Below are 21,707 nucleotides of genomic sequence, written 5' to 3'. Positions count from 1 at the left end.
GACGCTGCCCGCGGGCAGGCGCGCATTGAACCCAGGCATGTTAGCCGCCCGTGCCGGGGCGTGCAAAGCGCGGGCGGCGCGCCGGCGGCGGGCGCTGTGCTATGTTGAGCGGCGTGTTGCCTGCCTGCTGCCCGTGAGTCCCATGCCTGCCGTGTCGCGTTCCATTTCCGCTGTCGCTCTGTTCCTGTCCCTGTGGCTGGTCGCTCTGCTGCCACAGGCCGCGGGGGCGGGGACGCTGGTCGTTCAGAGCGATGCGGAAGAGCGCGAAGCGGCGCTGGCGGAAGGGCTCCACGCGGCGCTGGTGCGGGTAGCGGGGCTGGATTCCGACGCGGTGCGGGCGCTCGCCGACGAGCTGCGCGAGACCCCGGACGATGACGAACTGCCGGCGGCGCTGGAGCGCCAGCAGGCGCGCGAGGCGGGCGGCTACCTCCTGGAGTTCGACCGGACTGCCCTGCGCCGGTCGCTGCGCGACGCCGCCGTTCCGATGATCGTCGGCTCGCGTCCGTCCCTGCTGGTGTGGGCGGTGGAGGAGGCCGACGGCCGGCGTGACCTGCTGGGCACCGCGTCCGTCGGGGAGGACTCCGGCGTGCTGGCCGCACTGGAGACCCTGGCCGGCGAGCGGGACATGCCGCTGCTGTTGCCGCTGGGGGATCTGCAGGACCGGCGCGAGGCGCGCATCAGCGACATCGTCGGACGCGTGACCGAACCGCTGTTCGAGGCCGCTCGGCGCTATGGTCCGGACGGCCTGATCCTGCTGCACCTGCGACCGGCGGAAGGCGAGACCCGCGCGCGGGCCCTGCTGGTGCACCGGGACCGCGAATACCGTGCCGAGGCTACCGCCGCGGATGCCCCGGCGGCCGCGCGTCGGGCGACCGCCACGGCGCTGGACCGGATGGGCGCTGACCTGGCGCGGGTGCCGGATGAACCCGAGTGGATCACGGTGGGCTTTACCGGGGTGGCGGGTTTCGACGGTTTTCGCCAGTTGCGAGCCCGGCTGGGTGGCATGGAGGCCATCGAACGCGTGCAGCTGGACTCGCTGGGCGGGGCCGCCCTGACCCTGCGGTTGCGCACCGGTCTGGATGCCGAGGCCCTGGGCGAAGTGCTGCAGGACGCGGGTTTCACCGCGGCCGGGGAGGAGGAGCGGGAAGAGGCCGGACGCCCCGACGCCGCACTGTGGCTGGGTGTGCGTTGATCCGGAGGAGGATCCGATGAGCGCCGCAGGAACCCCGCCCCCCGGTGACCCGACCCCGGGAAACGTATCCGCCGCCACCGTGGCCGCCCTGCTGGGGCTGCTGGTCGTGGCCGGCGCGCTGTATCTGCTGGCGCCCATTCTCATGCCGTTTCTGGTCGCGCTGCTGGTGGGCTACCTGTTCAATCCGCTGGTGACCCGCCTGGGGGTGCGTCTGCAGACCTCCCGCACGGTGGCGACGCTGGTTATCTTCCTGCTGGTGATGCTGCTGCTGGCGGCGGTGGTGCTGGTCCTGATCCCGCTGGTCGCCGCCCAGCTGGAGCGGTTGTTCCTGTTCCTGCCGGAGATCATGGCGTGGTTCGACCAGCAGGCACGGCCATGGCTGGAGCGGCATTTCGGCGACGGCATCCCGGCGCTGGATCCGCAGGCGGTGCAGGACATGGTGGCGCGCCACTGGCAGGAGGCGGGCGGGCTGGCCGGCGGCGCGCTGCACTGGATCGGCAGTTCCACCACCGCGCTGGTGATGGGCGTGCTCAACCTGGTGCTGATCCCGGTGGTGAGCTTCTACCTGCTGCGCGACTGGCCGCGCCTGATCGACGGCCTGCACGACCTGCTGCCGCTGGGCTGGCGGCCCCCGGTGGAGACCTTCGCGCGCGAATCCGACGAAGTGCTGGGTGCGTTCCTGCGCGGGCAGCTGCTGGTGATGGTTTCGCTGGGCCTGTTCTATGCGGTGGCCCTGTCGCTGGTGGGCGTGGAGCTGGGGCTGGCCATCGGCGTGATCGCGGGTGTGGTGAGTTTCATCCCGTATGTGGGCGTGATCGTTGGTATTACCCTGGCCAGCGCTGCAGTGCTGTTCGCCGGCGACGGCTGGGTCCTGCTGCTGGTGGTGTGGGCGATCTTCGCGGTGGCGCAGGTCCTCGAATCGGTCTGGCTGACGCCGTGGCTGGTGGGGGACCGCACCGGGCTGCACCCGGTGGCGGTGATCTTCGCCGTGCTGGCCGGGGGGCAGCTGTTCGGGTTCGTGGGGGTGCTGCTGGCCCTGCCGGTGGCGGCGGTGCTGGCCGTTGCGGTGCGCCACGCGCTGGCGCATTATCGCGCGCTCAATCAGCCCGCCCCCGGAGGGGATGCCGACCCGTGACCCGAGATCCCGCCAGCGCCGACACCGACGTGGCCCAGCTCCCGCTGGACCTGCGGCTGCGCGATGCCTCGCGCTTTGCGGAATACCACGCCGAGGCCAACCGGATCGCGCGCGACACCGTGGAGAGCCTGGGGCGCAACGCCGGGCTGAGTCAGCCGCAGGTCTATCTGCACGGGCCGGGCGCGACCGGCAAGACCCATCTGCTGCAGGCCGCCTGCCACGTGGCGCACGAGCGCGGCGACCGGGCCGCCTACCTGCCGCTGGCCGAACTGGCTACGGCGCCGCCCGCGGCGGTGCTGGACGGGCTGGAGCGTGCAGGGCTGGTGGCGCTGGATGACCTCGCTGCGGTGGTCGGCTCGCCGGCCTGGGACGAGGCGCTGTTCGGCCTGCTCAACCGTCTGCGCGATGCCGGTTGTCGGGTGCTGCTGGCGGCGCCGGAACCGCCGGACGGCATGGGCGCCACCCTGCCGGATCTGAGCTCCCGTCTGGGCTGGGGGCCGGTATTCCGCCTGGAGCCCCCGGAGGAAGAGGACCTCCGGCGCATCCTGGTGGACCGCGCCCGGCGGCGCGGCCTGGAGATGCCGGATGCGGTCGCCAACTACGTACTGCGCCACCAGCGGCGGGACGTGGCCGCGCTGCTGGTCCTGCTGGAACGCCTCGATCTGGCGGCGCTGGCCGAACAGCGCCGCCTGACCATCCCCTTCGTGCGCGATCAGCTGGCGCGTTCGGCCGCCGACTGAGCCGCGCGGGCGCGGCGCGCGTCAAGCTTCACGAACAGCAGGCAGCCGGCGAACCAGGCCAGGCTGAAGCCCGTGACCAGCGCACCGTAGAGACGGTCGCTGGCGACCGATGCCAGTGTGATCCCGAGGGTGATGTAGGCCAGCGCCAGCAGGCTGGCCCAGGCATGGGTGTAGCGGCGCGCATGCAGGATCCCGCGCAGCGGGAACAGCAGCGGCACCAGCAGGATGGCCAGCGCGAGGGCGCGCGGCAGGGCCTCCGGCGGCTGTAGCCAGCCGGTGAACGCCAGCAGGGTGGCGAACAGGCCGAACCACCCGATCAGGGTCATCCAGCGGAACAGGGCCACGAGGTTCATGCCTTGCCGCCTCCCTGGCCCTCTGCGGCCTGCAGCCGCTGCGCCAGCCGTCCCACGCGTTCGCCCAGCGCGCCGGCGATGCGCTGTTCCTCGCGCGAGACCGGCGCCTCGCCGCGTTCTCCGGCCACGTGGCTGGCGCCGTAGGGCGTGCCGCCGGTGGTGGTCGCGGAGAGCTCCGGCACGGTGTACGGCACGCCGGCCCACAGCATGCCCTGATGGATCAGCGGCAGGGCCATGGTCAGCAGGGTGGTCTCCTGGCCGCCGTGCTGGCTGGCGGTGCTGGTGAACACCCCGAACGGGCGATCCACCAGGCCGCCGCTGGCCCAGAGCCCGCTGGTGCCGTCGAGGAAGTGCTTCAGCGGCGCGGCCATGTTGCCGAAGCGGGTCGGCGAGCCCAGCACCAGCCCGGCGCATTCTTCCAGATCGCGGGTCTCGGCCCACGGCGGGCCGCTGTCGGGCACCGCCGGGGTGTCGCCCGGGGTGCCGGTGGTCACCGGCGGGACCGTGCGCACCCGGGCGGTGGCCCCGGACTGCTCCACGCCGGTGGCCACGTGGCGAGCCAGTTCGGCAGTGGCGCCGTAGCGGCTGTAGTACAGCACCAGGACTTCCACGGCGGCGCTCATGGCAGGATCTCCAGGATCTGTTCGGGCGGCCGGCCGATGCGGGCGGCGTCGCCGTGGACGAGGATCGGGCGCTCGATCAGTTTCGGATGTTCGACCATGGTCCGGATCAGCGCCTCGTCGTCCAGCTCGGCGTCCTTCAGGCCGAGTTCGCGGTATTCGGCCTCGCCGGTGCGCAGGACATCCCGCGGGCCCAGGCCCAGGCGGGCGAGGATTGCACGCAGGGTGTCGGCATCCGGCGGGGTCTTCAGGTATTCGACGATCTCCGGCTCGATGTCGCGTTCACGCAGCAGGGCCAGCGCGGCGCGGGACTTGCTGCAGCGCGGGTTGTGGTACAGCGTAGGGCGTGGCGATTCGGACATGCACGGACTCCGGAGGTGAAGGATTCATGACTGAAGCCAATGATAACCGGGCCCGCCGCTGGCGTGTCAGCGGCCGGGTGCAGGGCGTGTTCTTCCGCGCCTCCACGCAGAAACAGGCGCGCCCGCTGGGCCTGACCGGCCATGCCCGCAATCTCCCCGACGGCAGCGTGGAGGTGCTGGCGGTGGGCTCGCCCGAGGCCCTCGACCGGCTCGGGTCGTGGCTGCAGGAGGGCCCGCGCCAGGCCCGGGTGGACGATCTGCAGGTCGAGGACGTTCCGATCCCGCAGCCGCCGCCGGAGCGGTTCACCACCGGCTGAGCCGGGTCGGGTCTTTCCCCCGACGCATTGCGGGTGTAGATTAGAACGAACGTTCGTTTTAGTGGGGCGTCGATGACCGCCAGTCCCGGAAAGGCTGTACGCGGGGAGACCCTGCGCAAGCTGGTGCTGGACACCGCGCTCGAGCGCTTCAGCACCGACGGCTATTTCAATACCTCCATCCACGACATCCGCCGCCAGGCCGGGGTGTCCATCGGTTCGATCTATCACCACTTCGGCAACAAGGAGGCCCTGGCCAAAGCGCTTTATGACGACCTGCTGCAGCGCATGGATGCCGGGCTGCAGCAGGTGATGGAGGAGAGTCAGGACTGCCGCACGCGCTGCGACGGGATCATCGCCTTTCTGTTCGAGACCACCGCACAGGCCCCGCAGACCATGCGCTTCGTGCTGGAGTCCCGCCACCGGGAGTTCCTGCCGGATGAACCGCCGGTGTGTTCGTCGCAGCCGTTCCAGCGCATGCGCGAATGCATCGAGCAGGGCATGGCGGCTGGCGAGCTGCGGCCGATGGAGGTGCCGGTGGCGGCCACCGTGGCCTTCGGTGGAGCCATCCGCCTGCTGCACCTGTACCTCGACGGCGTGCTGGACCGGCCGCTGTCCGACTTTTTGCCCGACATGCAGGAGGCGGCATGGCGGGCGATTGCGATGGATCCGCCTCGCAACACCACCCGGGAGAACGCATGATGATGAAAAGAATGGCCGTACTGCCGTTGCTGCTGGCGCTGGCCGCATGGCCAATGCTGGCGGTGTCCGCCGCCGAAGCCGGCGCTGAACCCACCGACGCGAAGGCGCTGGAGGGCGTCGAGACCGGGCGCGTGGTGTTCGATCTCAACAACAGCGACCCCGAGGGGCTGGCGCTGTACCTGATGGTGATCCGCGAGACCCACGAGGACTTCACCGACCAGGGCGTGGAGCCGGACATGATCCTCGCCTTCCGCGGGCTGGCGGTGACCATGGTCAGCGAGGACCGCGAGCGGTTCGAACTGACGCAGTTCGAGCATCTGGACGCGATCGAGGAGCACATCGCCGCGCTGCGGGAGAAGGGCGTGCGGATGGAGGCCTGTTCGGTGGCCACGCGCCTGTTTGGCGTGGAGAACCACAACCTTCTGCCGGGTATTGATCCCGTACGCAATACCTTCGTGTCGCTGACCGGGTATCAGGCGCAGGGCTATGCGGTGATCCCGATCTACTGAGCCCGAGTGGAGCAACCGGAAAACCACCAGGAGGAGGAAACTACATGAGAAAAACGATACTGAGCATCTTTTTCGCCTGCGTCCTGCCGCTCGGTCTGGCCGTGCCGGCGGTCGCCGACGACGAGGGCCTGGACAACCGTGAGGCCACGCAGGGGATCGAGACCATGCGGGCGGTCTACGACATGCGCAAGTCCGATCCGGACGTGATGCTGGCGTACCTGCGCGGCATCGCCACCAACCACGAGAACCTGCTCAAGGAGGGCGTGGAGCCCGACCTGCGGATGGTGTTTATCGCCGAGGCGGTCAAGTTCATCACCACCGATCCGGAGCCGGAGGTCGACATCGACCACGCGGAGACCCTGGAGGAGATCGCGAAGGCGGTGGACCGGCTGGATGAGCTGGGCGTGCAGATGGAAGTCTGCGCCGCGGCCACGCGCGCCTATGGCGTGGACAACGACACGATCCTGGAGCCGATCAAGCCGGTTCGCAGCGGATTCATCGCGGTGATGGGCTATCAGAACCAGGGCTACGCGCTGGTGCCCGTCTACTGAACCCGCACACCCCATCACACGGGGCCTTTGGGCCGTCGCATCCGTGCGCCGGCCTTTTTTTGTGCAGACGGCTGCGGGCGTAGCGCCCGCCGGGGCTCAGCCGCGCGCCAGCCGGCGGTTGAGCACCCATACGGACAACGGCGCGAACACCCCCGCGATCCCCGCCGCCCAGGCCAGCGATGCGAGCGCCGGGGCCGCGACCGCCCCGTCCGCGTTCATCAGCCCGCGCGCGGCGTCGGTCAGGAGCGACACCGGGTTGGCCTGGACGAAGCCCTGCAGCCACTCGGGCATGGTCTCCACCGGGACAAACGCCGAGCTGACGAACGTGACCGGGAACAGCGCGGTGAAGCCGAACAGCTGCACGTGTTCCGGGTCGCGCGCGAGCACGCCGACCAGCACCATCACCCAGGAGAACGCCACCGCGAAGGTCAGCACCAGCAGTACCATGACCAGCAGATGGCCGAAGGAGGTGGCCAGGCGGAAGCCCAGCAGGTAGCCCACGATCAGCAGCAGGGCGATGCACAGGAGCTGCTTCACCACGTCCGCGAGGATGCGCCCGGCCAGCGGCGCCCAGCGCGGGATGGGCAGGGCGCGGAAGCGGTCGAACACCCCGCGGGTCAGGTCGGTGTTGAGGCCGTGGCCGACATACACCGTGACGAACAGCATGTTCATCACGATTACGCCCGGCAGCACGAAGGCGAGGTAGTCATCCGGCGAGCCGGCGATGGCCCCGCCGAACACGAACAGGAACAGCACCAGAAACAGGATCGGCTGGATGGAGTAATCCCCCAGCTCCCAGGGGTTGCGGCGCACCTGCACCAGGCTGCGCCAGGCCAGCGCGAGGGTCTGGTCGAGGGCATTCATGCGGCATCCTCCCCACTGTCCCCGGCGGCATCGGCCGGCGCGTCGCCGCTGCCGGTCTGCCCGGTGAGTGACAGGAATACGTCGTCCAGGCTGGCGCTGCGCAGGCCCAGCTCCGCGACCTCGATCCCGGCGGCATCCAGCTCGCGCAGCACCGCCGGCAGCAGCGAGGCCTCGGCCACCGGTGCGCTGACGGTCTCGCCTTCTACATGCGGTTCGCTGCCGGTGAGCGTGGCCACCTGGCGGGCGGCCGCATCCGCCTGGTCCGCCCGCGCCAGGCGCAGGAACAGCGTGCGCGTGCCGACCCGGGCCTTCAGCTCCGCGGCCGTGCCCTCGGCGATCACGCGGCCCTGATCCAGCACCACGATGGAATCGGCCAGTGCATCGGCCTCCTCGAGGTACTGGGTGGTCAGCAGCACCGTGGTGCCCGCGTCCTGCAGCCGGCGTACCCGCGCCCACAGGTCGCGGCGGGCACGCGGGTCCAGTCCGGTGGAAGGTTCGTCGAGGAACAGGATGCGCGGGCGGCCGACCAGGCTGGCCGCCAGATCCAGCCGCCGGCGCATGCCGCCGGAATAGGTCTGCACCGGGCGGTGCCCGGCGTCCCGCAGGGAGAAGTCGGCCAGCAGCTCGTCGGCGCGGGCCCGGGCCGCGGCGCGTTTCATGCCCAGCAGGCGGGCGATCAGGATCAGGTTCTCGCGCCCGGTCAGCTTCTCGTCCACCGATGCGTACTGGCCGGTCAGGCCGATGATCTCGCGCACCCGCGCCGCCTCGTCGACGACATCGAGGCCGCCGACCCGCGCGCGACCGGCGGTGGGCGAGAGCAGGGTCGCTAGCATGCGCACCGTGGTGGTCTTGCCGGCGCCGTTCGGGCCCAGCAGTCCCAGTACATGGCCGGCGGGGACCTTCAGGCTGACCTCGTCCACCGCGCGGGTGCCGGCGAAATCCCGGACCAGGCCTTCCACCTCGATGGTGTTGTCCACGCTCACCTCCGCTCGTGCGCGGACCGTCAGCCGCGCTGCAGCTCGCGCCGGATCATCCAGTCCACGTACAGGAACCCGAAGGGCACCACGCCCATGATCAGCACCAGCAGCCACTTGAGTACCGACCAGCCGCGCATGTGGCTGGCCACCACCGTGGCGGCCGCATAGATCAGGAACAGGATGCCATGGATCCAGCCGACCCAGGTGACCGCCATGTGCATGTCCGCGTAGGTGCGCAGCGGCATGGCGACAAACAGCAGCGTGATCAGGGAGATGCCCTCGATCACGCTGATCGCACGAAAGTATTTCATGGCCTTCCGGTATCGCTGGTGAAACGGTCGCGAAGGTTAGCACGCGGGCGCGCCGTCGGCGGCATTCCCGGTGCCTGACGCAGCCCCTACGGCGTGATGGTGACCGGGGCCTCGAGGGCGCCAAGCAGGGCGTCGCCCTGCGGGCCGACCAGCAGCGGGCTGCGGCGGCCGAGCACCACTTCGGCCGCCGGCTGACGTTCCAGTGTGCGGAGCAGCTCGCGGGGAGCGCTCGAGCGCAGCGACTGAACCCGCACCGGAGGGTCGTCGGTCGCCGCCCATTCGCTCAGGGCCCGGTCCCGCTCCCGCACGGCGTCGGGGTCGCCCAGCGGGACGAGCAGCACGGTCAGGGGGCGCCGTTGCTGGCGGGCCCGGGCGCGGGCGAAGGCGAGCGCATCGTGCGCGGTCTCCGGGGCATCGACCACCACCAGGACCGGGCTGTCGGGGCGTGTCGGCCGGGTTCCGGTGAGGTGGACCCGTCCCGGGGCTTCATGGACCAGGCTGCGGGCGGTGGAGCCCAGGCGGCTGCCGGTCGCGGCCGACCATCCGATCTTGCCCAGCACGAGGAAATCACCCGGGGTGGTCAGCGCAAGCACCTCGCGGCGCACCGATCCGCGGCGGACCTCGAGCGAGCAGTGGATCCTTGCACGCGCGGCGGCCTGTTCGGCCGCACGGCGGAGGTGGGCGGCGCGGCGCCGCAGGCGGGTTTCCAGCGGCCCGGTTTCCAGCGGCCGCGGCTGCCCGGAGAGCGAACCGATCTCGCGGGTGAAGGGGTAGGCGGCGCTGCGCAGCAGATCGGCCTCCTCGACGAAGATCGCCTGCAGCTCGCCCTGCAGCGTGGCGGCCAGGGTCGCCGCGGCCTCGAGCGCGGCCTGGCTGGCGCGCGAGGCGTCGAGCAGGACCAGGATGCGCCCGGCCTCCGCCGACGGGAGCGGCTGGGTGCCCGCGGGGTCAGTCATTGTCCTCGTCCCGAGGAACGGGGCCGGCGTCCTCCGCGCCCGCGTCCTCGTGCCGGCGATGCCGCGCAAGGCGGGCGAAGGTCGCCAGCCGGTCGGCGACCGCGCGGTTGAAGCTCTCCGCCGGGAACTCGCCATCGGCGTCCGCCTCCCCGGGGGGCATGTCGGCGAGCAGGGCAACGGCGTCGTCCACCGAGCGCAGCGGGTACACGCGGAAGCGGCCGGCGGCCACGGCTTCGCGCACGTCGCGCCGCAGCATCAGGTGTTCCACGTTGCTGGCGGGGATGAGCACGCCGTGGCCGTTCATCTCGCCCGCTTCCCGACAGACATCGAAGAACCCCTCGATCTTTTCGTTGACCCCGCCGACGGCCTGGACCTCGCCGTGCTGGTTGACCGAGCCGGTCACCGCCAGCGCCTGCTTCAGCGGGATCCGCGCGATGGCCGACAGCAGGGCACAGATCTCGGCGACCGACGCGGAATCGCCCTCGATCCCGCCGTAGGACTGTTCGAAGGCGAGACTGGCCGACAGCGACAGCTCCGCATCCCCGGTGTAACGGCTGGCGAGAAAGCGTGAAAGGATCATCACGCTCTTGCTGTGGATCGGCCCGGCCAGTCTGGCCTCCCGCTCGATGTCGATGACCTGGCCCTTGCCCGGCCGCGCGGTCGCGGTGATGCGCATGGGGCGTCCGAACAGGTGGCTGCCCAGCTGCATCACGGACAGGCCATTGACCTGGGCCGTCTGCCTGCCTTCCGTGGCGATCATCACCGTGCCGCGGCGGATCTGCTCCAGGCTGCGCCGTTGCACGCGTGCCGAGCGCTCGATGCGTTCCTCGATCGCGCGTTCGATGTGGGCGGCGCCGATGGTTCCGGCCTCTGCCTGGCGCGCCCAGTGGTCGGCCTCCATCAGCAGGTCGCGCAGGGTGCGGTCATGGGCGGTGAGCCTGGTCTGGTCCCCGGCCAGACGGCTGGCGTGTTCGATGGTGCGGGCCACGGCGCCGCGGTCCAGCGGGCGCAGCTCGTCGCGCCGCGCCATGCTGGCGAGCATGCGCGCGTACAGGGCGTAACCGGCCTCGTCGCGCTCGAGGTCGTCCTCGAAGTCGGCCTCGACCTTGAACAGCTCGGCGAAGTCCGGGTCGTAATGCGACAGCAGGTAATACAGCAGGCGGTCGCCCACCAGCACCACCTTGGGCGAGACCGGGACCGGTTCGGGTTCCAGGCTGACCGTGCTGACCAGGCCGTAGAGCCGCTCCAGCGACTCGATGCGGATCTCGCCGGAGAACAGCACGCGCTTCAGGCTGTCCCAGGCCATCGGCTGCATCAGTACCCGCCGGGCGTCGAGGATCAGATAGCCGCCGCTGGCATGGTGCAGGGCACCGGCGCGGATCAGCGAGAAGTCGGTGTACAGCGCGCCGTTGTGCACGTGGTGTTCAATCTGGCCGGTCAGATGCTGGTGATTGGGCAGGTCCTCGTAGATCACCGGCGCCCCTTCGGTTTCCGCATGGTCCACCAGCAGATTGGCGCGGAAACGGGCCAGCAGCGCTTCCGGGGGCGCGTGATCCTGCCCGCTCTGCCCATCCTGCCCGCCGTGTTCGTCGTGGCCGCCGCGGAAGACCTCGGCGTGTTCCACCACGTGCCCGTGGATGGCGTCGAGCTGTTCCGCCACCCGCGGCAGGTGCGCCCACTTCTCCTTCAGTTCGCGGATCGGGCCGCCGAGGGTGAGCTGCACCATCTCCTCGTTCAGCGAGTGGACCTTCTCCCGCAGCTCCTTGCGCAGGCGGGGCACCTGCTGGATGGCCTGCTGCAGCTGTTTCTGCAGTTCCTCGGCCTTCTGCTCGATGCGCTCGCGTTCTTCCTCCGACAGCTTCTCGTATTCCTCCGGGTCCAGGACCTCGCCGTCACGGACGGGTGCGAAGGTGAAGCCGCTGGGGGTGCTGACCAGCTCGATGTCGTGCTTGTTGGCCTCCTCCTGGACCTCGCGGACGCCTTCGTTCTGGCGTTCGGACATCTCCTCCTGCAGTTCCCGCAGCCGCCCCTGGTATTCGTCGCTCTCGAAGGCGGCAGGGATGCTGGTGCGCATCTCCTCGACCAGATTCTCGAGATCATCGCGCAGCTGACGCCCCTCGCCGGCCGGCAGACGGATCGCGTGGGGGCGTTCCGGCCGGTCGAAGTTGAAGACATGGCACCAGTCCGGCGGGACCGCCTCGCTGGCCGCGCGGCGGGCGAGAAAGCGGCGCACCAGGTCGTGCCGGTCGCTGCCCTCGGGGCCGAGCACGAACAGGTTGAAACCCGCGCTGCGCATGCCCGCACCGAATTCCAGCGCGCGCAGCAGCCGGTCCTGGCCGCAGGGGAGTTCCAGTTCTTCCAGCTCTTCGGTGGTGTCGAACGCGAGCTGCTCCGGCGGGCAGCGATGGTAGGTCCGTTCCGCGTCCAGGGGTGTCGGTCGGGTCATGCCAGCTCTCCTTGATCCGTACCCCGGACCATAGCCGGATACCTGCCCCGGCGACAAAGGCCTGCACCCCGGGGTTGCCGGGCCGCGCTCCCGCAGCCGGGATCAGCTCTGTGTGTGGACCGAGTCCAGTTCCAGCAGCTCCAGGCGGTGATTGCCCGAGGGGTGCGGCTCGGAGGGGCCCTGGACGAGCAGGGCCAGACCTTCGTTGATTGCGTTCTCCGCGAGCCACTGGTGCGCAAAGTCGTTCCAGTCGCTGCGGTCCTCGGCCACGGCCTCCGGCCGGACACCGTAGGAAAACTGCAGGCCCTGAGCGGTCTCGGGGTGCGGCGTAAAGGCCGCGATCCAGCAGGGCAGGCCCAGGCCGGCGATGCGTCGGGCGGTGGCGCCGCTGAGCGTGGGCACCAGCGTGACCTGCGGTCGGCTCCGGTGCGCGGTGTGGAATACGCTGCGCGCGATCAGGTCGGCGGCACGCTCCTGCTCGGGCAGGTCGGGTTCGTCCGGGTGGTCGGTGCCCGCGGCGGCGTCGCGTTCCGGTTCGATCGAACGGGCGATGGCTGCCAGCATCGCCACCGACTCCACCGGATAGCGCCCCATCGCGGACTCGCCGGAGAGCATCACGCAGTCGGTGCCGCCGAGGATGGCATTCGCCACGTCGGTGGCCTCGGCGCGCGTGGGCCGGCGCGAGTTCACCATCGACTCCAGCATCTGCGTGGCGGTGATCACCGGGCGGTTGTGCCGGTTGGCACGGCGGGTGATGCGGCGCTGGGCCAGCGCGATGCTCGCGATCGGGATCTCCACCCCCAGATCCCCGCGCGCCACCATGATGCCGTCGGCCGTCTCGAGGATGCTGTCGAGCTGCTCCAGCGCATCGGCGCGCTCGATCTTGGCAATGATGAAGGGGTTGTAGCCCAGATCCTCCGCGGCCTTGCGCACCGCCAGGATGTCCTCGCCGTCGACCACGAAACTCTGGCTGACCGCGTCCACCCCGTGCTGCGCCGCAAACCGCAGCCATGCGTGATCGTCCAGCGTGAAGGCGCGGATGCCCAGATCGATGCCCGGCAGGTTCAGCCCCTTGCGCGAGCGCAGCTCCCCGCCGGTCTGCACGCGGCAGCTGACGTCGGGCCCGGCGACCGACTCCACCTCCAGCTCGATGTAGCCGTCGTTCAAAAACAGCGCATCGCCCGGCTGCACCGCCTCCGGCAACCCGGAGAACGACACGCTGACCCGCGAGGCGTCCCCGATGCACTCCTGCGTGGTCAGCGTGATGCCCTGACCCGGCTCCAGCTCGATCGGCTCCTCGGCCAGCTCGCCAATGCGCATCTTCGGTCCCGGCAGATCCCCGAGGATGGCCACACGGGTCCCGGTTTCCTGCGCCGCTTCGCGGATCCGAGCGATCAGACCGGCGTGATAGGCGGGGTCGCCATGCGAGAAGTTCAGCCGGACCACGTTCAGCCCGGCCTGCATCATCCGCCGCAGCGTCTCCGGTGAATCGGACGCCGGCCCGATGGTGGCCACGATCTTGGTCTTCTGTGCGGGAAACGGCATGACAGACCCTTGCTCGATCAATGCCATCGAGAGTAAACCGTCCGCGAAAGTCTGTCGCCACCGAGCCTGGCGGGCGTCCTCCATCCGGAACCCGGATACCTCGCAATGGTCCATGGGTATGTGTTTCGGGGCAGGGGATCGCCAGGCCGACAAACCACGGCTGTCAACATATCAAGCCGGAAGGGTGGTGCACGTGATACGGACGAACGGGATCTGCACATGGCCCATGGTCCTGGTGGCCGTGGCGCTTCTGGTGTTCGGCCTGAGCGGCAACGCGGCCGCCGGGGAACGGCAGGCCGAGATCGTGCAACTGGTGGAGGGCCTCGACGAGGACGAGCTCATCGTCTTTGAGCCGGAGGACCCCCGGTACACCGTGACGGTCTTTACCGACGTCAACTGCCCCTATTGCCGCGAGTTCCACCAGCAAATCGACGACTACCTCCTGTGGGACATCCGCATTCGCTATGCGGCGTTTCCCGTCATCGGCAACGCCTTCGAGCAGATGGAGGCGGTGTGGTGCAGTGACGACCGGCAGGATGCCATCACGCGGGCCAAGCTGGGCGGGACCGAAGTAAAGGCGGAAGGTTGCCCGAATCCCGTGGCCGATCATCTGGCCATCGCCCGGGAGCACCGTTTCCTGGGTACCCCCACCATCATCACCCCCAAGGGGCAGATCAGGTACGGCCTGGTCCCCGCTGCCGAACTCGCAGACATGCTGGAAGCCGAGGCGGCCCGGTAAGCAGCGTATTCTCCATGCGCTGGAGGCCCCCTCTGGTTCTTAGCGATATCGGTGGATGCCTCGGCGCTGACCGGGCCGGGGTAGCCACCTTGCCCGTCGCCCACCTGCTTGCCGCACTACGCGCCTGGTTGTTCGTTGGTCAGACGCCAGTTGCCGCTGACCCGGATGCTCCAGCGTCCCTTTGCAGTGCCCTTCAGTCGGTGCAGGTGGCACCCGGGAATATCCATGTCTTCGACCGTGGCCGCCGTATCCAGCGCTGCCAGCAGTATTCTCGGACGTCCTGCATGTCGAGGCTGTATGCCTGTCACGCTGCCTGACTCGTAGAAGCGGCGCAGTCCCTTGTGCCGACACGACTTGATCTTTGGCGAGCGCAGCGCATTGCGCGACACGCGATATATCATCGATTTGATCAGTCGAGAAAGGCGACGGCTTTGACGAGGGCGTGGGCGCGGGTGCCGGGTTGGAGGCGCAGGCGTTCGGCGGAGAGGCGGGTGAGTTCGGCCATCAGGGTCTGGCCGTCGTGCTGGCGGCAGACGGCGAGGATGCGCGCGGGACCGTGGTGGCCGGGGGCCTCGTCGAGGGACTCGATGGTGACCGGGACGATGTTGAGGACGGAGACGTCGTCGGGCGCGGAGAGGGCGAGGGCGACGTCGCGGGCATCGATGCGCAGGCGGGCCTGGCTCCCGGCGCCGTTGGTGGTGCCGGGGGTGGATGGTACGTGGTAGCGGGCCTCGGGCGGGCCGAAGGGGTGCAGGCCGTGTTCGTCGGGCGGGCCCAGTTCGCCCTGGAGGACGGAGACGGCGCCTTCGTCGCGGAACAGGGGGGAGTCGGCGCGGGCGAGGGCGTCGCGCAGGGGTTCCAGGCGTTCGAGCTGGCCGTCGTGCATGAAGGCGACGCGGGTGGCGAGGCGTTCGACCTCGTCCGGGGCGTGGGTGACGAGCAGGGTGGGGATGCCGGTCTCCTCGGACAGCCGCGCGAGGAAGGGCATGATCTCGCGCCGGGTCTGGGTGTCCAGGGCGTTCAGGGGTTCGTCGAGCAGCAGCAGGTCGGGGCTGGTGAGCAGGGCGCGGCCGAGGGCGACGCGCTGGCGCTGGCCGCCGGAGAGCGCCTCGGCGCGGCGCCCCAGCAGGTCATCGATGCCGAGCAGGCGGGCGACCTCGTCCAGGTGCAGGCGGCGCAGGGGCTCCGGTGTGCGCTTGTAGCCGTAGAGCAGGTTGCCGCGTACCGACAGGTGCGGGAGCAGGGTGGATTCCTGGAACACCAGGCCGACGCGGCGGCGGTGCAGCGGGACGAAGGTCTTGCCGGATTGCCAGGGGGTGGCGCCGAAGTGCACCTCGGCGCCGGGCGGGTGTTCCAGCCCCGCGATAATGCGCAGCAGTGTGGTCTTGCCGCAGCCGGAGCGGCCGAACAGGGCGGTGACGCCCTGCAGCGGGAAGGCGGTGTCCACGTCCAGGGTGAAGCCTGCGCGCTCCAGCCGCGCCTTGATCCGCAGGGTCTCGGTCATGGGGCCGGTCACGGGCGCACCGTGTCGAAGCGGCGGTTGATCGCGTAGACCACGAACAGCACCGCGAAGGCGAAGATCAGCAGGCCCAGCGACAGGCGGTGGGCGGCCTCGAAGTCCATGGCCTCGGCGTGGTCGTAGATCAGGATGGACAGCACCTGGGTCTCGCCGGGGATCGCGCCGCCCAGCATCAGGATCACGCCGAACTCGCCGAGGGTGTGGGCGAAGGCGAGGGTGGCGGCGACGATGAAGCCGCCGCGGGTCATCGGCAGGATGACGGTGAAGAAACGGTCGATGCGCCCGGCGCCCAGCGAGCCGGCGATTTCCACCGGGCGGCGGCCGAGGTTGGCGAAGGCCTGCTGCAGCGGCTGCACCGCGAACGGCAGGGAGTAGATCACCGAGGCGATCAGGATGCCCTGGAAGGTGAAGGCCAGGTGGTTCAGGCCCCAGTTCTCCAGCGTGCTGCCGACCGGGCCGGCCGGGCCCAGCAGGACCAATAGATAGAAGCCCAACACGGTGGGCGGCAGCACCAGCGGCAGGGCGACCAGTGCCTGCACCGCGGTGCGCAAGCCACCGGGGGCGCGGCCATTGGCCAGCCACCAGGCGATGGGCGTGGCGATCACCAGCAGGATCAGCGTGGTGTAGATCGCCAGCTTGAGGGTGACCTCGATCGCCATCCAGTCCGTGGGGCTCAGGTCGAACATGGGCGCTTACGGGGCGGCCGTGGCGGCTTCGGCGGAGCGGTTTTCGGCGAGGTCGTCGCCGGGCATCACGAAGCCGTAGCGGCGCATGATGTCGCGGGCGGTGTCGCCGTGCATGTAGTCGGCGAAGCGGCGCGCGGCCTCGTTGTGTTCGCCGCGTCGGGTGATGATGAAGCCCTGGGTGAGGGGTTCGTGCAGCGCGTCGTCGATCAGGTGGTGCGGGTGTTCGGCGAGGTCCGGGAACTCGGCCAGCGACAGCGCGATGATGCCGATCTCGGCACCGCCGGCCTGGATCATGCGTGCGGTCCGGGCGATGTTGTCGCCGTTGACGATCTTGGGCTGCAGATCCTCCCAGATACCGACGGACTTCAGCGCCTCCATCGCGCGCACGCCGTAGGGCGCGTGGGTGGGCGAGGCGATGGCGACGCGGCGGATGTCGTCGCGCGTCAGGTCTTCAAGCGTCATCTCCGAGGCATCCATGCGGTTGCTCCACAGCACGATGCGGCCGATGGCGTAGACCTCCGGTTCCGTCACGGCATGGCCCTCGGCGCGCAGCTTCTGCGGGTAGGCGATATCGGCGGAGAAGAAGACGTCGTACGGCGCACCGTTCATGATCTGCGTGGTCATGCGGCCGGAGGAGCCGTAGGTCACGCGGACCGCGTCGTCCGGGTGTTCGCGTTCGTATTCCTCGATGATCTCGTCCAGCGCGAAGCGCAGGTCGGAGGCGGCGGCGATGGTCAGCGGGTCGTTAGCGGCCACCAGGCCGGGCAGCAACAGGAGCAGGATCAGGAAGAGGGCGCGCAGGTGCATCATCGGTCGTCCTTTTCGGTTTGTTCTTTCACGCACGGGGGTGCTCGTGCTTTTTGCACGGGATCGGGCCACGGGTGGAGGATCCGGGTGTCGGGTCGGCGGGGATTTTTGCATTCGCGTTATGTTTAATGAAACATAACGGGCTCGATGAACCCGGTCAAGCATCGGGCGGTCGGGCCCGGTGGCCGCAGGGGCCGGGGGACCGCCGGCCGGCCGTGCATTCCGGATCCGGGATGCCTCGATTCAGCGCCTTTTTGAAGGAGTGCGCATGAGTAACGAAAGGAACGAACCGATGGACGAGCCGCAGCTGGAGATCAGCGTGGATGCGTCGCGCGAGCTGGTGGATATCGGGCTGGCGGTACTGCTGGACATCCGCCAGCCGTTCGAGCTGGAGCTGGAAGGCGCGGTGGATGGTGCGGTATCGGTGCCGCTGTTCCGGCTGAAGCAGCTGCTGGGCAAGCACCTGTCGGAAGAAGAGCAGGAGCTGCTGGATGCGGACGAGCCGGACGAGCGGGATTTCCAGCACTTCCTGTCGCTGATCAACCAGCACCATGTGCGCCAGGATCAGATCCTGCTGTGCCTGTGCAACAGCGGGCGGCGCAGCCTGCGGGCCGCGCAGCTGCTGCGCGATCTGGGGTATGTGCGCAGCCTGTCGGTGCGCGAGGGGTTTCGCGGGTGGCAGGGGGCCGGGGAGGCGGATTGAGGGTCGCGGGCCGCGGCGGTTTCGTCACGGCCGGGGCCCTTGAGGGCGTCGGGGTGTTCGCGTGCGAGCACGCTCCCACATACCCACATACCCACATACCCGCATAGTCCCATAGCCCATAGCCAATATGGTCAGATATGCGGGCTATTCGTTGTCGTCGCGGAGCAGCGGGCGCATGGCGTCGAGCTCGTCGCGGATGGCCTCGGCGGCGCGCTCCTCCATGCGGCGGTAGCGGGCGAGGACGTCCTCGCCCAGCGGCGTGACCCGCGCGCCGCCGCCCCGGGTGCCGCCGCGGGCGGTGTCCACCAGGGGTTCGCGGAAGCTGCGGTTCATGGTCTCCACCAGGTTCCAGGCCCGGCGATAGGACATGCCCATGTCACGCGCCGCACCGGAGATCGAACCCGCGCTCCGGATGGCCTCCAGCAGGCGTGCCTTGCCCGGTCCGAGGGCCGTCACCTCGCCCAGCAGGATCCGCAGGCGGGGCGTCGGGTCATGCCGGTTTCCGCTGTTGGGGGCGCTGTCGGGGTTGTCGGGGTCGCTGCTCATGGTCGGCCATGGTCGAAATCTGCGGGGATGGTGCCGTGAAAGGCCGCGGATTGCGAGGCATGTGCCGGGTATGAGCCCGGTATGGACCCGGTGTGCGCCCGGTGTAAGCTCGGCAGGCGGCGCGGTGCGGCGGGATCTGCGAGACTGAGGACATGGTGAGCAATCTTTCCAGATCGGCCCCGTTCCGTCTCGGCCGCGTCGGCCGCGGTGTCCGGTGGCGGCTGACCCGTTCGCGATGAGCGCGACGATGGCGCGGGAAGAAGCGGCGGCGCTGGAGGATCTGCTGGGCCCGCTGGATGCGGCGCTGTCCTCGCACGGGGCGGCGGTGCTGGTGGCCGAGCCCGGGGCGGGCAAGACGACCCGAGTGCCGCTGCATCTGGCCTTCGGGGATTCGCCCGGGCGCGTGGTGGTGCTGCAGCCGCGGCGTCTGGCCGCGCGCATGGCGGCTACGTTCATGGCCGGGCAGTGCGGCGAGGCCGTGGGGCAGACGGTGGGCTATCGCGTGCGCGACGCGCAGCAGGTGTCGGCGCAGACCCGGGTGGAGCTGGTCACCGACGGGATCTTCCTGCGCCGCATCCAGGCCGACCCGCTGCTCGAGGGCGTCGATACCCTGGTCTTCGATGAATTCCACCTGCGTCGGCCGGAGGCGGAGCTGGCGCTGGCCTTCGCGCTGCAGGTGCGCCGGCTGCTGCGCCCGGAGCTGCGCATCGTGGTGATGTCGGCCACCCTGGATGACGATGCGGTCGCGCGCCTGCTGGCCGGGGGCGGATCAGAGGGCGGGGCCGAACCCGTGCCGGTCCTGCGGGCACGCGGCCGGCAGTTTCCGGTGGATGTGCGGCATGCGCCGCCGGCGCCGGACGCGTCGCTGGCGGACGCGGTGGCCGGGGCGGTGCGCGAGGCGCTGGCGGCCGAGACGGGGTCCCTGCTGGTCTTCCTGCCCGGGGAGCGCGAGATCCGCGAGGTGGCCGCGCGGCTGCAGGCGGGCGGGGACGCCGGCCTGGATACGCCGTCCGGTTATGCGCGGGTCGTGCCGCTGTTCGGTCGTCTGGCCGCGGAGGAGCAGGCGCGCGCGGTGCAGCCGGCGCCGGCGGGCGAACGCAAGGTGGTGCTGGCCACCGACATCGCCGAGACCAGCCTGACCATCGAAGGCGTGCGGGTGGTGGTGGATGCGGGGCTGGCCCGCGAGCCGCGTTTCGATGCGGCCACCGGGCTTTCGCGCCTGGTGACGGTGGCGGCCTCGAAGGCCGCGGCCGAACAGCGTGCGGGGCGTGCCGGACGCACCGAACCCGGCGTCGCGATCCGGCTGTGGGCGCAGGCGGACGAGGTCGCCCGGCCGGATTACGCAACCCCGGGACTGCGCCAGGTGGACCTTCTGCCGCTGGCGCTGGAGCTGGCGGGCTGGGGCGAGCCGGTGGCCGGGCTGGACTGGCTGGAACCGCCCCCGGCGCAGGGACTGGCCTCGGCGCAGGCGCTGCTCGCGGAACTGGGCGCGGTGGACGCAGCGGGGCGCATCACCGATCACGGGCGTGCGCTGCTGCGCCTTCCGACCCATCCGCGGCTGGCGCACATGCTGCTGCGTGCGCAGGAACGCGGGTGGTCGCGGCTGGCCTGTGAGCTGGCGGTGCTGGTGGAGGAGCCGGGTCTGGCCGGACCGGAGATGCCCCTGGATCTGGAGTTGCGGCTGGAGCGGGCCCGGCGCGCGGGCGGACGTGCCTGGCAGCGATCCCTGCGGCGTCTGGAGCAGGGGCTGGAACGGGTCGCGGGTGCGGCCGCCGCCGGCGAAGCGGGGGCGAACGAGGCAATGGACGAGCCCGCCGCCCTGGACGTGCTGGCCGCGCTGGCCTGGCCGGAGCGCATCGCCCGGCATCGTGGCGGCACGGCCGGGCGTTTCGTGATGGGCAACGGCCGCGGCGCGGTGCTGCCGGAGCGCGAACGCCTGGCGCATGCGGAATTCCTGGTGGCGGTGGACTGCAGCGATGCCGAACGCGAGGCCCGCATCCGCTGCGCGGTGGCGCTGGATCCGGCGGTGCTGGAACGCGAGGCGCCGGAGCTGTTCCACCGCGAGACGCGCTGCGACTGGGTGGAGGACGGAGCGCGCCTGGAGAATGCGCGTATCCGCCGGGTCGGCACGCTGGTGATCGAACGGCAGATGATCGCGCTGGCGGATCCCGCCGACACCGTCGCCCCGTGGTGCGCACGGCTGCGCCGCGAGGGGCTGGAGCGGCTGCCGTGGGACGCGGCGGCCAGTCAGCTCCGCGCCCGCATCCACCTGCTGCACGAGGCGATGCCGGAGGCGGGGTTTCCGGATATGAGCGATGCCGCGCTGCTGGCGGACTTCGAGCAGTGGCTGGGGCCGTATCTCGCCGGGATCACGCGGCGGCGCGATCTGGAACGCCTCGATCTGGCGGCGATCCTGCGCGCACGCCTGGACTGGGCCCAGCAGCAGCAACTGGAACGCGAGGCGCCGGCGCGCATCGAGGTGCCGTCCGGTTCCGCCCACCGGGTCGACTACACCTGCGAGCCGCCGGTGCTGGCGGTCAAGCTGCAGGAGCTGTTCGGCCTGACCGATACCCCGACGGTTGCCGGCGGCCGGGTGGCGGTGATGCTGCATCTGCTGTCACCGGCCGGGCGCCCGGTGCAGGTCACCCAGGACCTGAAGAGCTTCTGGGCGAACGGCTACCCGGAGGTGCGCCGCGAGCTGAAGGGGCGTTATCCGAAGCATCCGTGGCCCGAGGACCCCTGGGATGCGCCCGCGACCCGGCATGCAAAGCGGCGGTGATCGCGGGGACCGCCCCCCGGAGTCCGGCTCCGGATCGGGTCCACGATGCGGCGCGCGGCGTTCTCGGGTAGTGTCGCGTTCAGCACCACTGCGAGAAGATTCCCCCGATGCTGAAGTTCCTGACCGCGATCCTGATCCTGCTGTTCATCTGGTGGCGGGTGTCGCGCTGGCTGGAGGTCCGCCGGCGCCGGGCACGCGGCGAGGACATCTCCTACGAGGTGCGGATCAAGGGTTATCGGCCGATCACCATCCTCAGCGTGATCTTCCTGATCCTGTACGGGGGGTATGTCGTCTGGTACCTGCTGACGGAACATCTGGGACTGCTGTAGTCCGTTCGTCCCGCGGGTCGAG

General features: G+C 70.2%; 25 protein-coding genes. 11 read left to right on the top strand and 14 right to left on the bottom strand.

Features of this window, described 5'->3' with window-relative positions; genetic code table 11:
* Nucleotides 1–142 precede the first annotated feature (142 nt).
* Genes F790_RS0102545 through hda form a run of 3 tightly spaced genes read left to right on the top strand, consistent with a single transcriptional unit; the run spans nt 143 to nt 3,067 of the window.
* On the top strand, nt 143–1,192 hold the full coding sequence (locus F790_RS0102545; protein WP_019590757.1) for a DUF2066 domain-containing protein: 1,050 nt from the start codon (nt 143–145) through the stop codon (nt 1,190–1,192).
* A 16-nt stretch (nt 1,193–1,208) separates the two neighbouring features.
* Entirely contained in the window at nt 1,209–2,327 is a 1,119-nt protein-coding gene (locus tag F790_RS0102540) for an AI-2E family transporter (protein WP_019590756.1), read from the top strand.
* The gene (gene hda, locus F790_RS0102535) at nt 2,324–3,067 is read left to right on the top strand and encodes a DnaA regulatory inactivator Hda (protein WP_019590755.1); all 744 of its coding nucleotides are present in this window, start codon (nt 2,324–2,326) and stop codon (nt 3,065–3,067) included. The genes F790_RS0102540 and hda overlap by 4 nt, the downstream gene beginning before the upstream one ends.
* On the opposite strand, the gene F790_RS0102530 is transcribed toward hda, so the two are convergent.
* The 3 genes from F790_RS0102530 to arsC are packed head-to-tail and all read right to left on the bottom strand — an operon-like array spanning nt 3,040 to nt 4,402.
* Nucleotides 3,040–3,420 (bottom strand): DUF2069 domain-containing protein, encoded by a 381-nt coding sequence (locus F790_RS0102530; protein ID WP_018870111.1) that lies wholly within the window; start codon nt 3,418–3,420, stop codon nt 3,040–3,042. The genes hda and F790_RS0102530 overlap by 28 nt on opposite strands.
* Nucleotides 3,417–4,043, bottom strand: a complete 627-nt coding sequence (gene wrbA / locus F790_RS0102525) for an NAD(P)H:quinone oxidoreductase (protein WP_019589243.1) — start codon at nt 4,041–4,043, stop codon at nt 3,417–3,419. The genes F790_RS0102530 and wrbA overlap by 4 nt, the downstream gene beginning before the upstream one ends.
* Nucleotides 4,040–4,402, bottom strand: a complete 363-nt coding sequence (gene arsC / locus F790_RS0102520) for an arsenate reductase (glutaredoxin) (protein ID WP_018870109.1) — start codon at nt 4,400–4,402, stop codon at nt 4,040–4,042. The genes wrbA and arsC overlap by 4 nt, the downstream gene beginning before the upstream one ends.
* 26 nt (nt 4,403–4,428) lie before the next feature.
* Between arsC and F790_RS0102515 the strand changes: the two genes are divergently transcribed.
* The 4 genes from F790_RS0102515 to F790_RS0102500 all read left to right on the top strand — a co-directional run bounded on the left by F790_RS0102515 (nt 4,429) and on the right by F790_RS0102500 (nt 6,478).
* Entirely contained in the window at nt 4,429–4,719 is a 291-nt protein-coding gene (locus F790_RS0102515; RefSeq protein WP_019590754.1) for an acylphosphatase, read from the top strand.
* A gap of 72 nt (nt 4,720–4,791) precedes the next feature.
* The gene (locus F790_RS0102510) at nt 4,792–5,418 is read left to right on the top strand and encodes a TetR/AcrR family transcriptional regulator (protein WP_018870107.1); all 627 of its coding nucleotides are present in this window, start codon (nt 4,792–4,794) and stop codon (nt 5,416–5,418) included.
* A gap of 2 nt (nt 5,419–5,420) precedes the next feature.
* Nucleotides 5,421–5,927: a DsrE family protein gene (locus F790_RS0102505; protein ID WP_026332690.1), complete on the top strand. Its 507-nt coding sequence runs from the start codon at nt 5,421–5,423 to the stop codon at nt 5,925–5,927.
* A 44-nt stretch (nt 5,928–5,971) separates the two neighbouring features.
* Complete coding sequence (locus F790_RS0102500; RefSeq protein WP_019590753.1) at nt 5,972–6,478, top strand: DsrE family protein; 507 nt, start codon at nt 5,972–5,974, stop codon at nt 6,476–6,478.
* 96 nt (nt 6,479–6,574) lie between these two features.
* Here F790_RS0102500 and F790_RS0102495 read toward each other — a convergent pair whose 3' ends face one another.
* The 6 genes from F790_RS0102495 to pyk form a co-directional block, all read right to left on the bottom strand.
* Nucleotides 6,575–7,342, bottom strand: coding sequence for an ABC transporter permease (locus tag F790_RS0102495; protein ID WP_019021309.1), 768 nt, complete (start codon nt 7,340–7,342; stop codon nt 6,575–6,577).
* Nucleotides 7,339–8,319, bottom strand: a complete 981-nt coding sequence (locus F790_RS0102490; RefSeq protein ID WP_026332827.1) for a daunorubicin resistance protein DrrA family ABC transporter ATP-binding protein — start codon at nt 8,317–8,319, stop codon at nt 7,339–7,341. The genes F790_RS0102495 and F790_RS0102490 overlap by 4 nt, the downstream gene beginning before the upstream one ends.
* A 26-nt stretch (nt 8,320–8,345) precedes the next feature.
* On the bottom strand, nt 8,346–8,630 hold the full coding sequence (locus F790_RS0102485) for a DUF3817 domain-containing protein (protein ID WP_019590751.1): 285 nt from the start codon (nt 8,628–8,630) through the stop codon (nt 8,346–8,348).
* 86 nt (nt 8,631–8,716) lie between these two features.
* A complete protein-coding gene (locus F790_RS0102480) occupies nt 8,717–9,586 on the bottom strand; it encodes a universal stress protein (RefSeq protein ID WP_019590750.1) in 870 nt (289 codons plus the stop codon).
* Nucleotides 9,579–12,032, bottom strand: a complete 2,454-nt coding sequence (locus tag F790_RS0102475) for a Lon protease family protein (RefSeq protein WP_019590749.1) — start codon at nt 12,030–12,032, stop codon at nt 9,579–9,581. Before F790_RS0102475 ends, F790_RS0102480 begins: the two co-directional genes overlap by 8 nt.
* Nucleotides 12,033–12,134: 102 nt before the next feature.
* A complete protein-coding gene (pyk, locus tag F790_RS0102470; protein WP_019590748.1) occupies nt 12,135–13,577 on the bottom strand; it encodes a pyruvate kinase in 1,443 nt (480 codons plus the stop codon).
* Nucleotides 13,578–13,803: 226 nt separating this feature from the next.
* On the opposite strand from pyk, the gene F790_RS0102465 reads away from it, so the two are divergent.
* Nucleotides 13,804–14,316, top strand: coding sequence for a DsbC family protein (locus F790_RS0102465; RefSeq protein WP_018870098.1), 513 nt, complete (start codon nt 13,804–13,806; stop codon nt 14,314–14,316).
* Between the two features lie 116 nt (nt 14,317–14,432).
* On the opposite strand, the gene F790_RS14100 is transcribed toward F790_RS0102465, so the two are convergent.
* Genes F790_RS14100 through modA form a run of 4 tightly spaced genes read right to left on the bottom strand, consistent with a single transcriptional unit; the run spans nt 14,433 to nt 17,328 of the window.
* Entirely contained in the window at nt 14,433–14,717 is a 285-nt protein-coding gene (locus tag F790_RS14100; RefSeq protein ID WP_081694108.1) for a type II toxin-antitoxin system RelE/ParE family toxin, read from the bottom strand.
* Nucleotides 14,718–14,725: 8 nt separating this feature from the next.
* The gene (gene modC / locus F790_RS0102460) at nt 14,726–15,832 is read right to left on the bottom strand and encodes a molybdenum ABC transporter ATP-binding protein (RefSeq protein WP_026332691.1); all 1,107 of its coding nucleotides are present in this window, start codon (nt 15,830–15,832) and stop codon (nt 14,726–14,728) included.
* Nucleotides 15,829–16,521, bottom strand: a complete 693-nt coding sequence (modB, locus tag F790_RS0102455; protein ID WP_019590747.1) for a molybdate ABC transporter permease subunit — start codon at nt 16,519–16,521, stop codon at nt 15,829–15,831. Before modB ends, modC begins: the two co-directional genes overlap by 4 nt.
* Nucleotides 16,522–16,527: 6 nt before the next feature.
* Entirely contained in the window at nt 16,528–17,328 is an 801-nt protein-coding gene (modA, locus tag F790_RS0102450; RefSeq protein ID WP_026332826.1) for a molybdate ABC transporter substrate-binding protein, read from the bottom strand.
* A gap of 268 nt (nt 17,329–17,596) precedes the next feature.
* On the opposite strand from modA, the gene F790_RS0102445 reads away from it, so the two are divergent.
* On the top strand, nt 17,597–18,031 hold the full coding sequence (locus F790_RS0102445) for a rhodanese-like domain-containing protein (RefSeq protein WP_026332825.1): 435 nt from the start codon (nt 17,597–17,599) through the stop codon (nt 18,029–18,031).
* A 144-nt stretch (nt 18,032–18,175) separates the two neighbouring features.
* Here the strand turns inward: F790_RS0102445 and F790_RS0102440 are convergent, their stop codons facing one another.
* Entirely contained in the window at nt 18,176–18,577 is a 402-nt protein-coding gene (locus F790_RS0102440; protein WP_018870093.1) for a winged helix-turn-helix domain-containing protein, read from the bottom strand.
* A 247-nt stretch (nt 18,578–18,824) separates the two neighbouring features.
* Here F790_RS0102440 and hrpB point away from each other — a divergent pair, with 247 nt between their 5' ends.
* Both hrpB and F790_RS0102430 read left to right on the top strand, forming a co-directional pair.
* A complete protein-coding gene (gene hrpB / locus F790_RS0102435; RefSeq protein ID WP_019590744.1) occupies nt 18,825–21,356 on the top strand; it encodes an ATP-dependent helicase HrpB in 2,532 nt (843 codons plus the stop codon).
* A gap of 107 nt (nt 21,357–21,463) precedes the next feature.
* On the top strand, nt 21,464–21,685 hold the full coding sequence (locus F790_RS0102430; protein WP_018870091.1) for a hypothetical protein: 222 nt from the start codon (nt 21,464–21,466) through the stop codon (nt 21,683–21,685).
* Nucleotides 21,686–21,707 lie beyond the last annotated feature (22 nt).

The organism is Thioalkalivibrio sp. ALE20 (assembly GCF_000381405.1).
Lineage (GTDB): Bacteria > Pseudomonadota > Gammaproteobacteria > Ectothiorhodospirales > Ectothiorhodospiraceae > Thioalkalivibrio.
The sequence above is the reverse complement of the archived record's forward strand: the minus strand, read 5'-3'. Positions and strand labels throughout refer to the sequence as shown.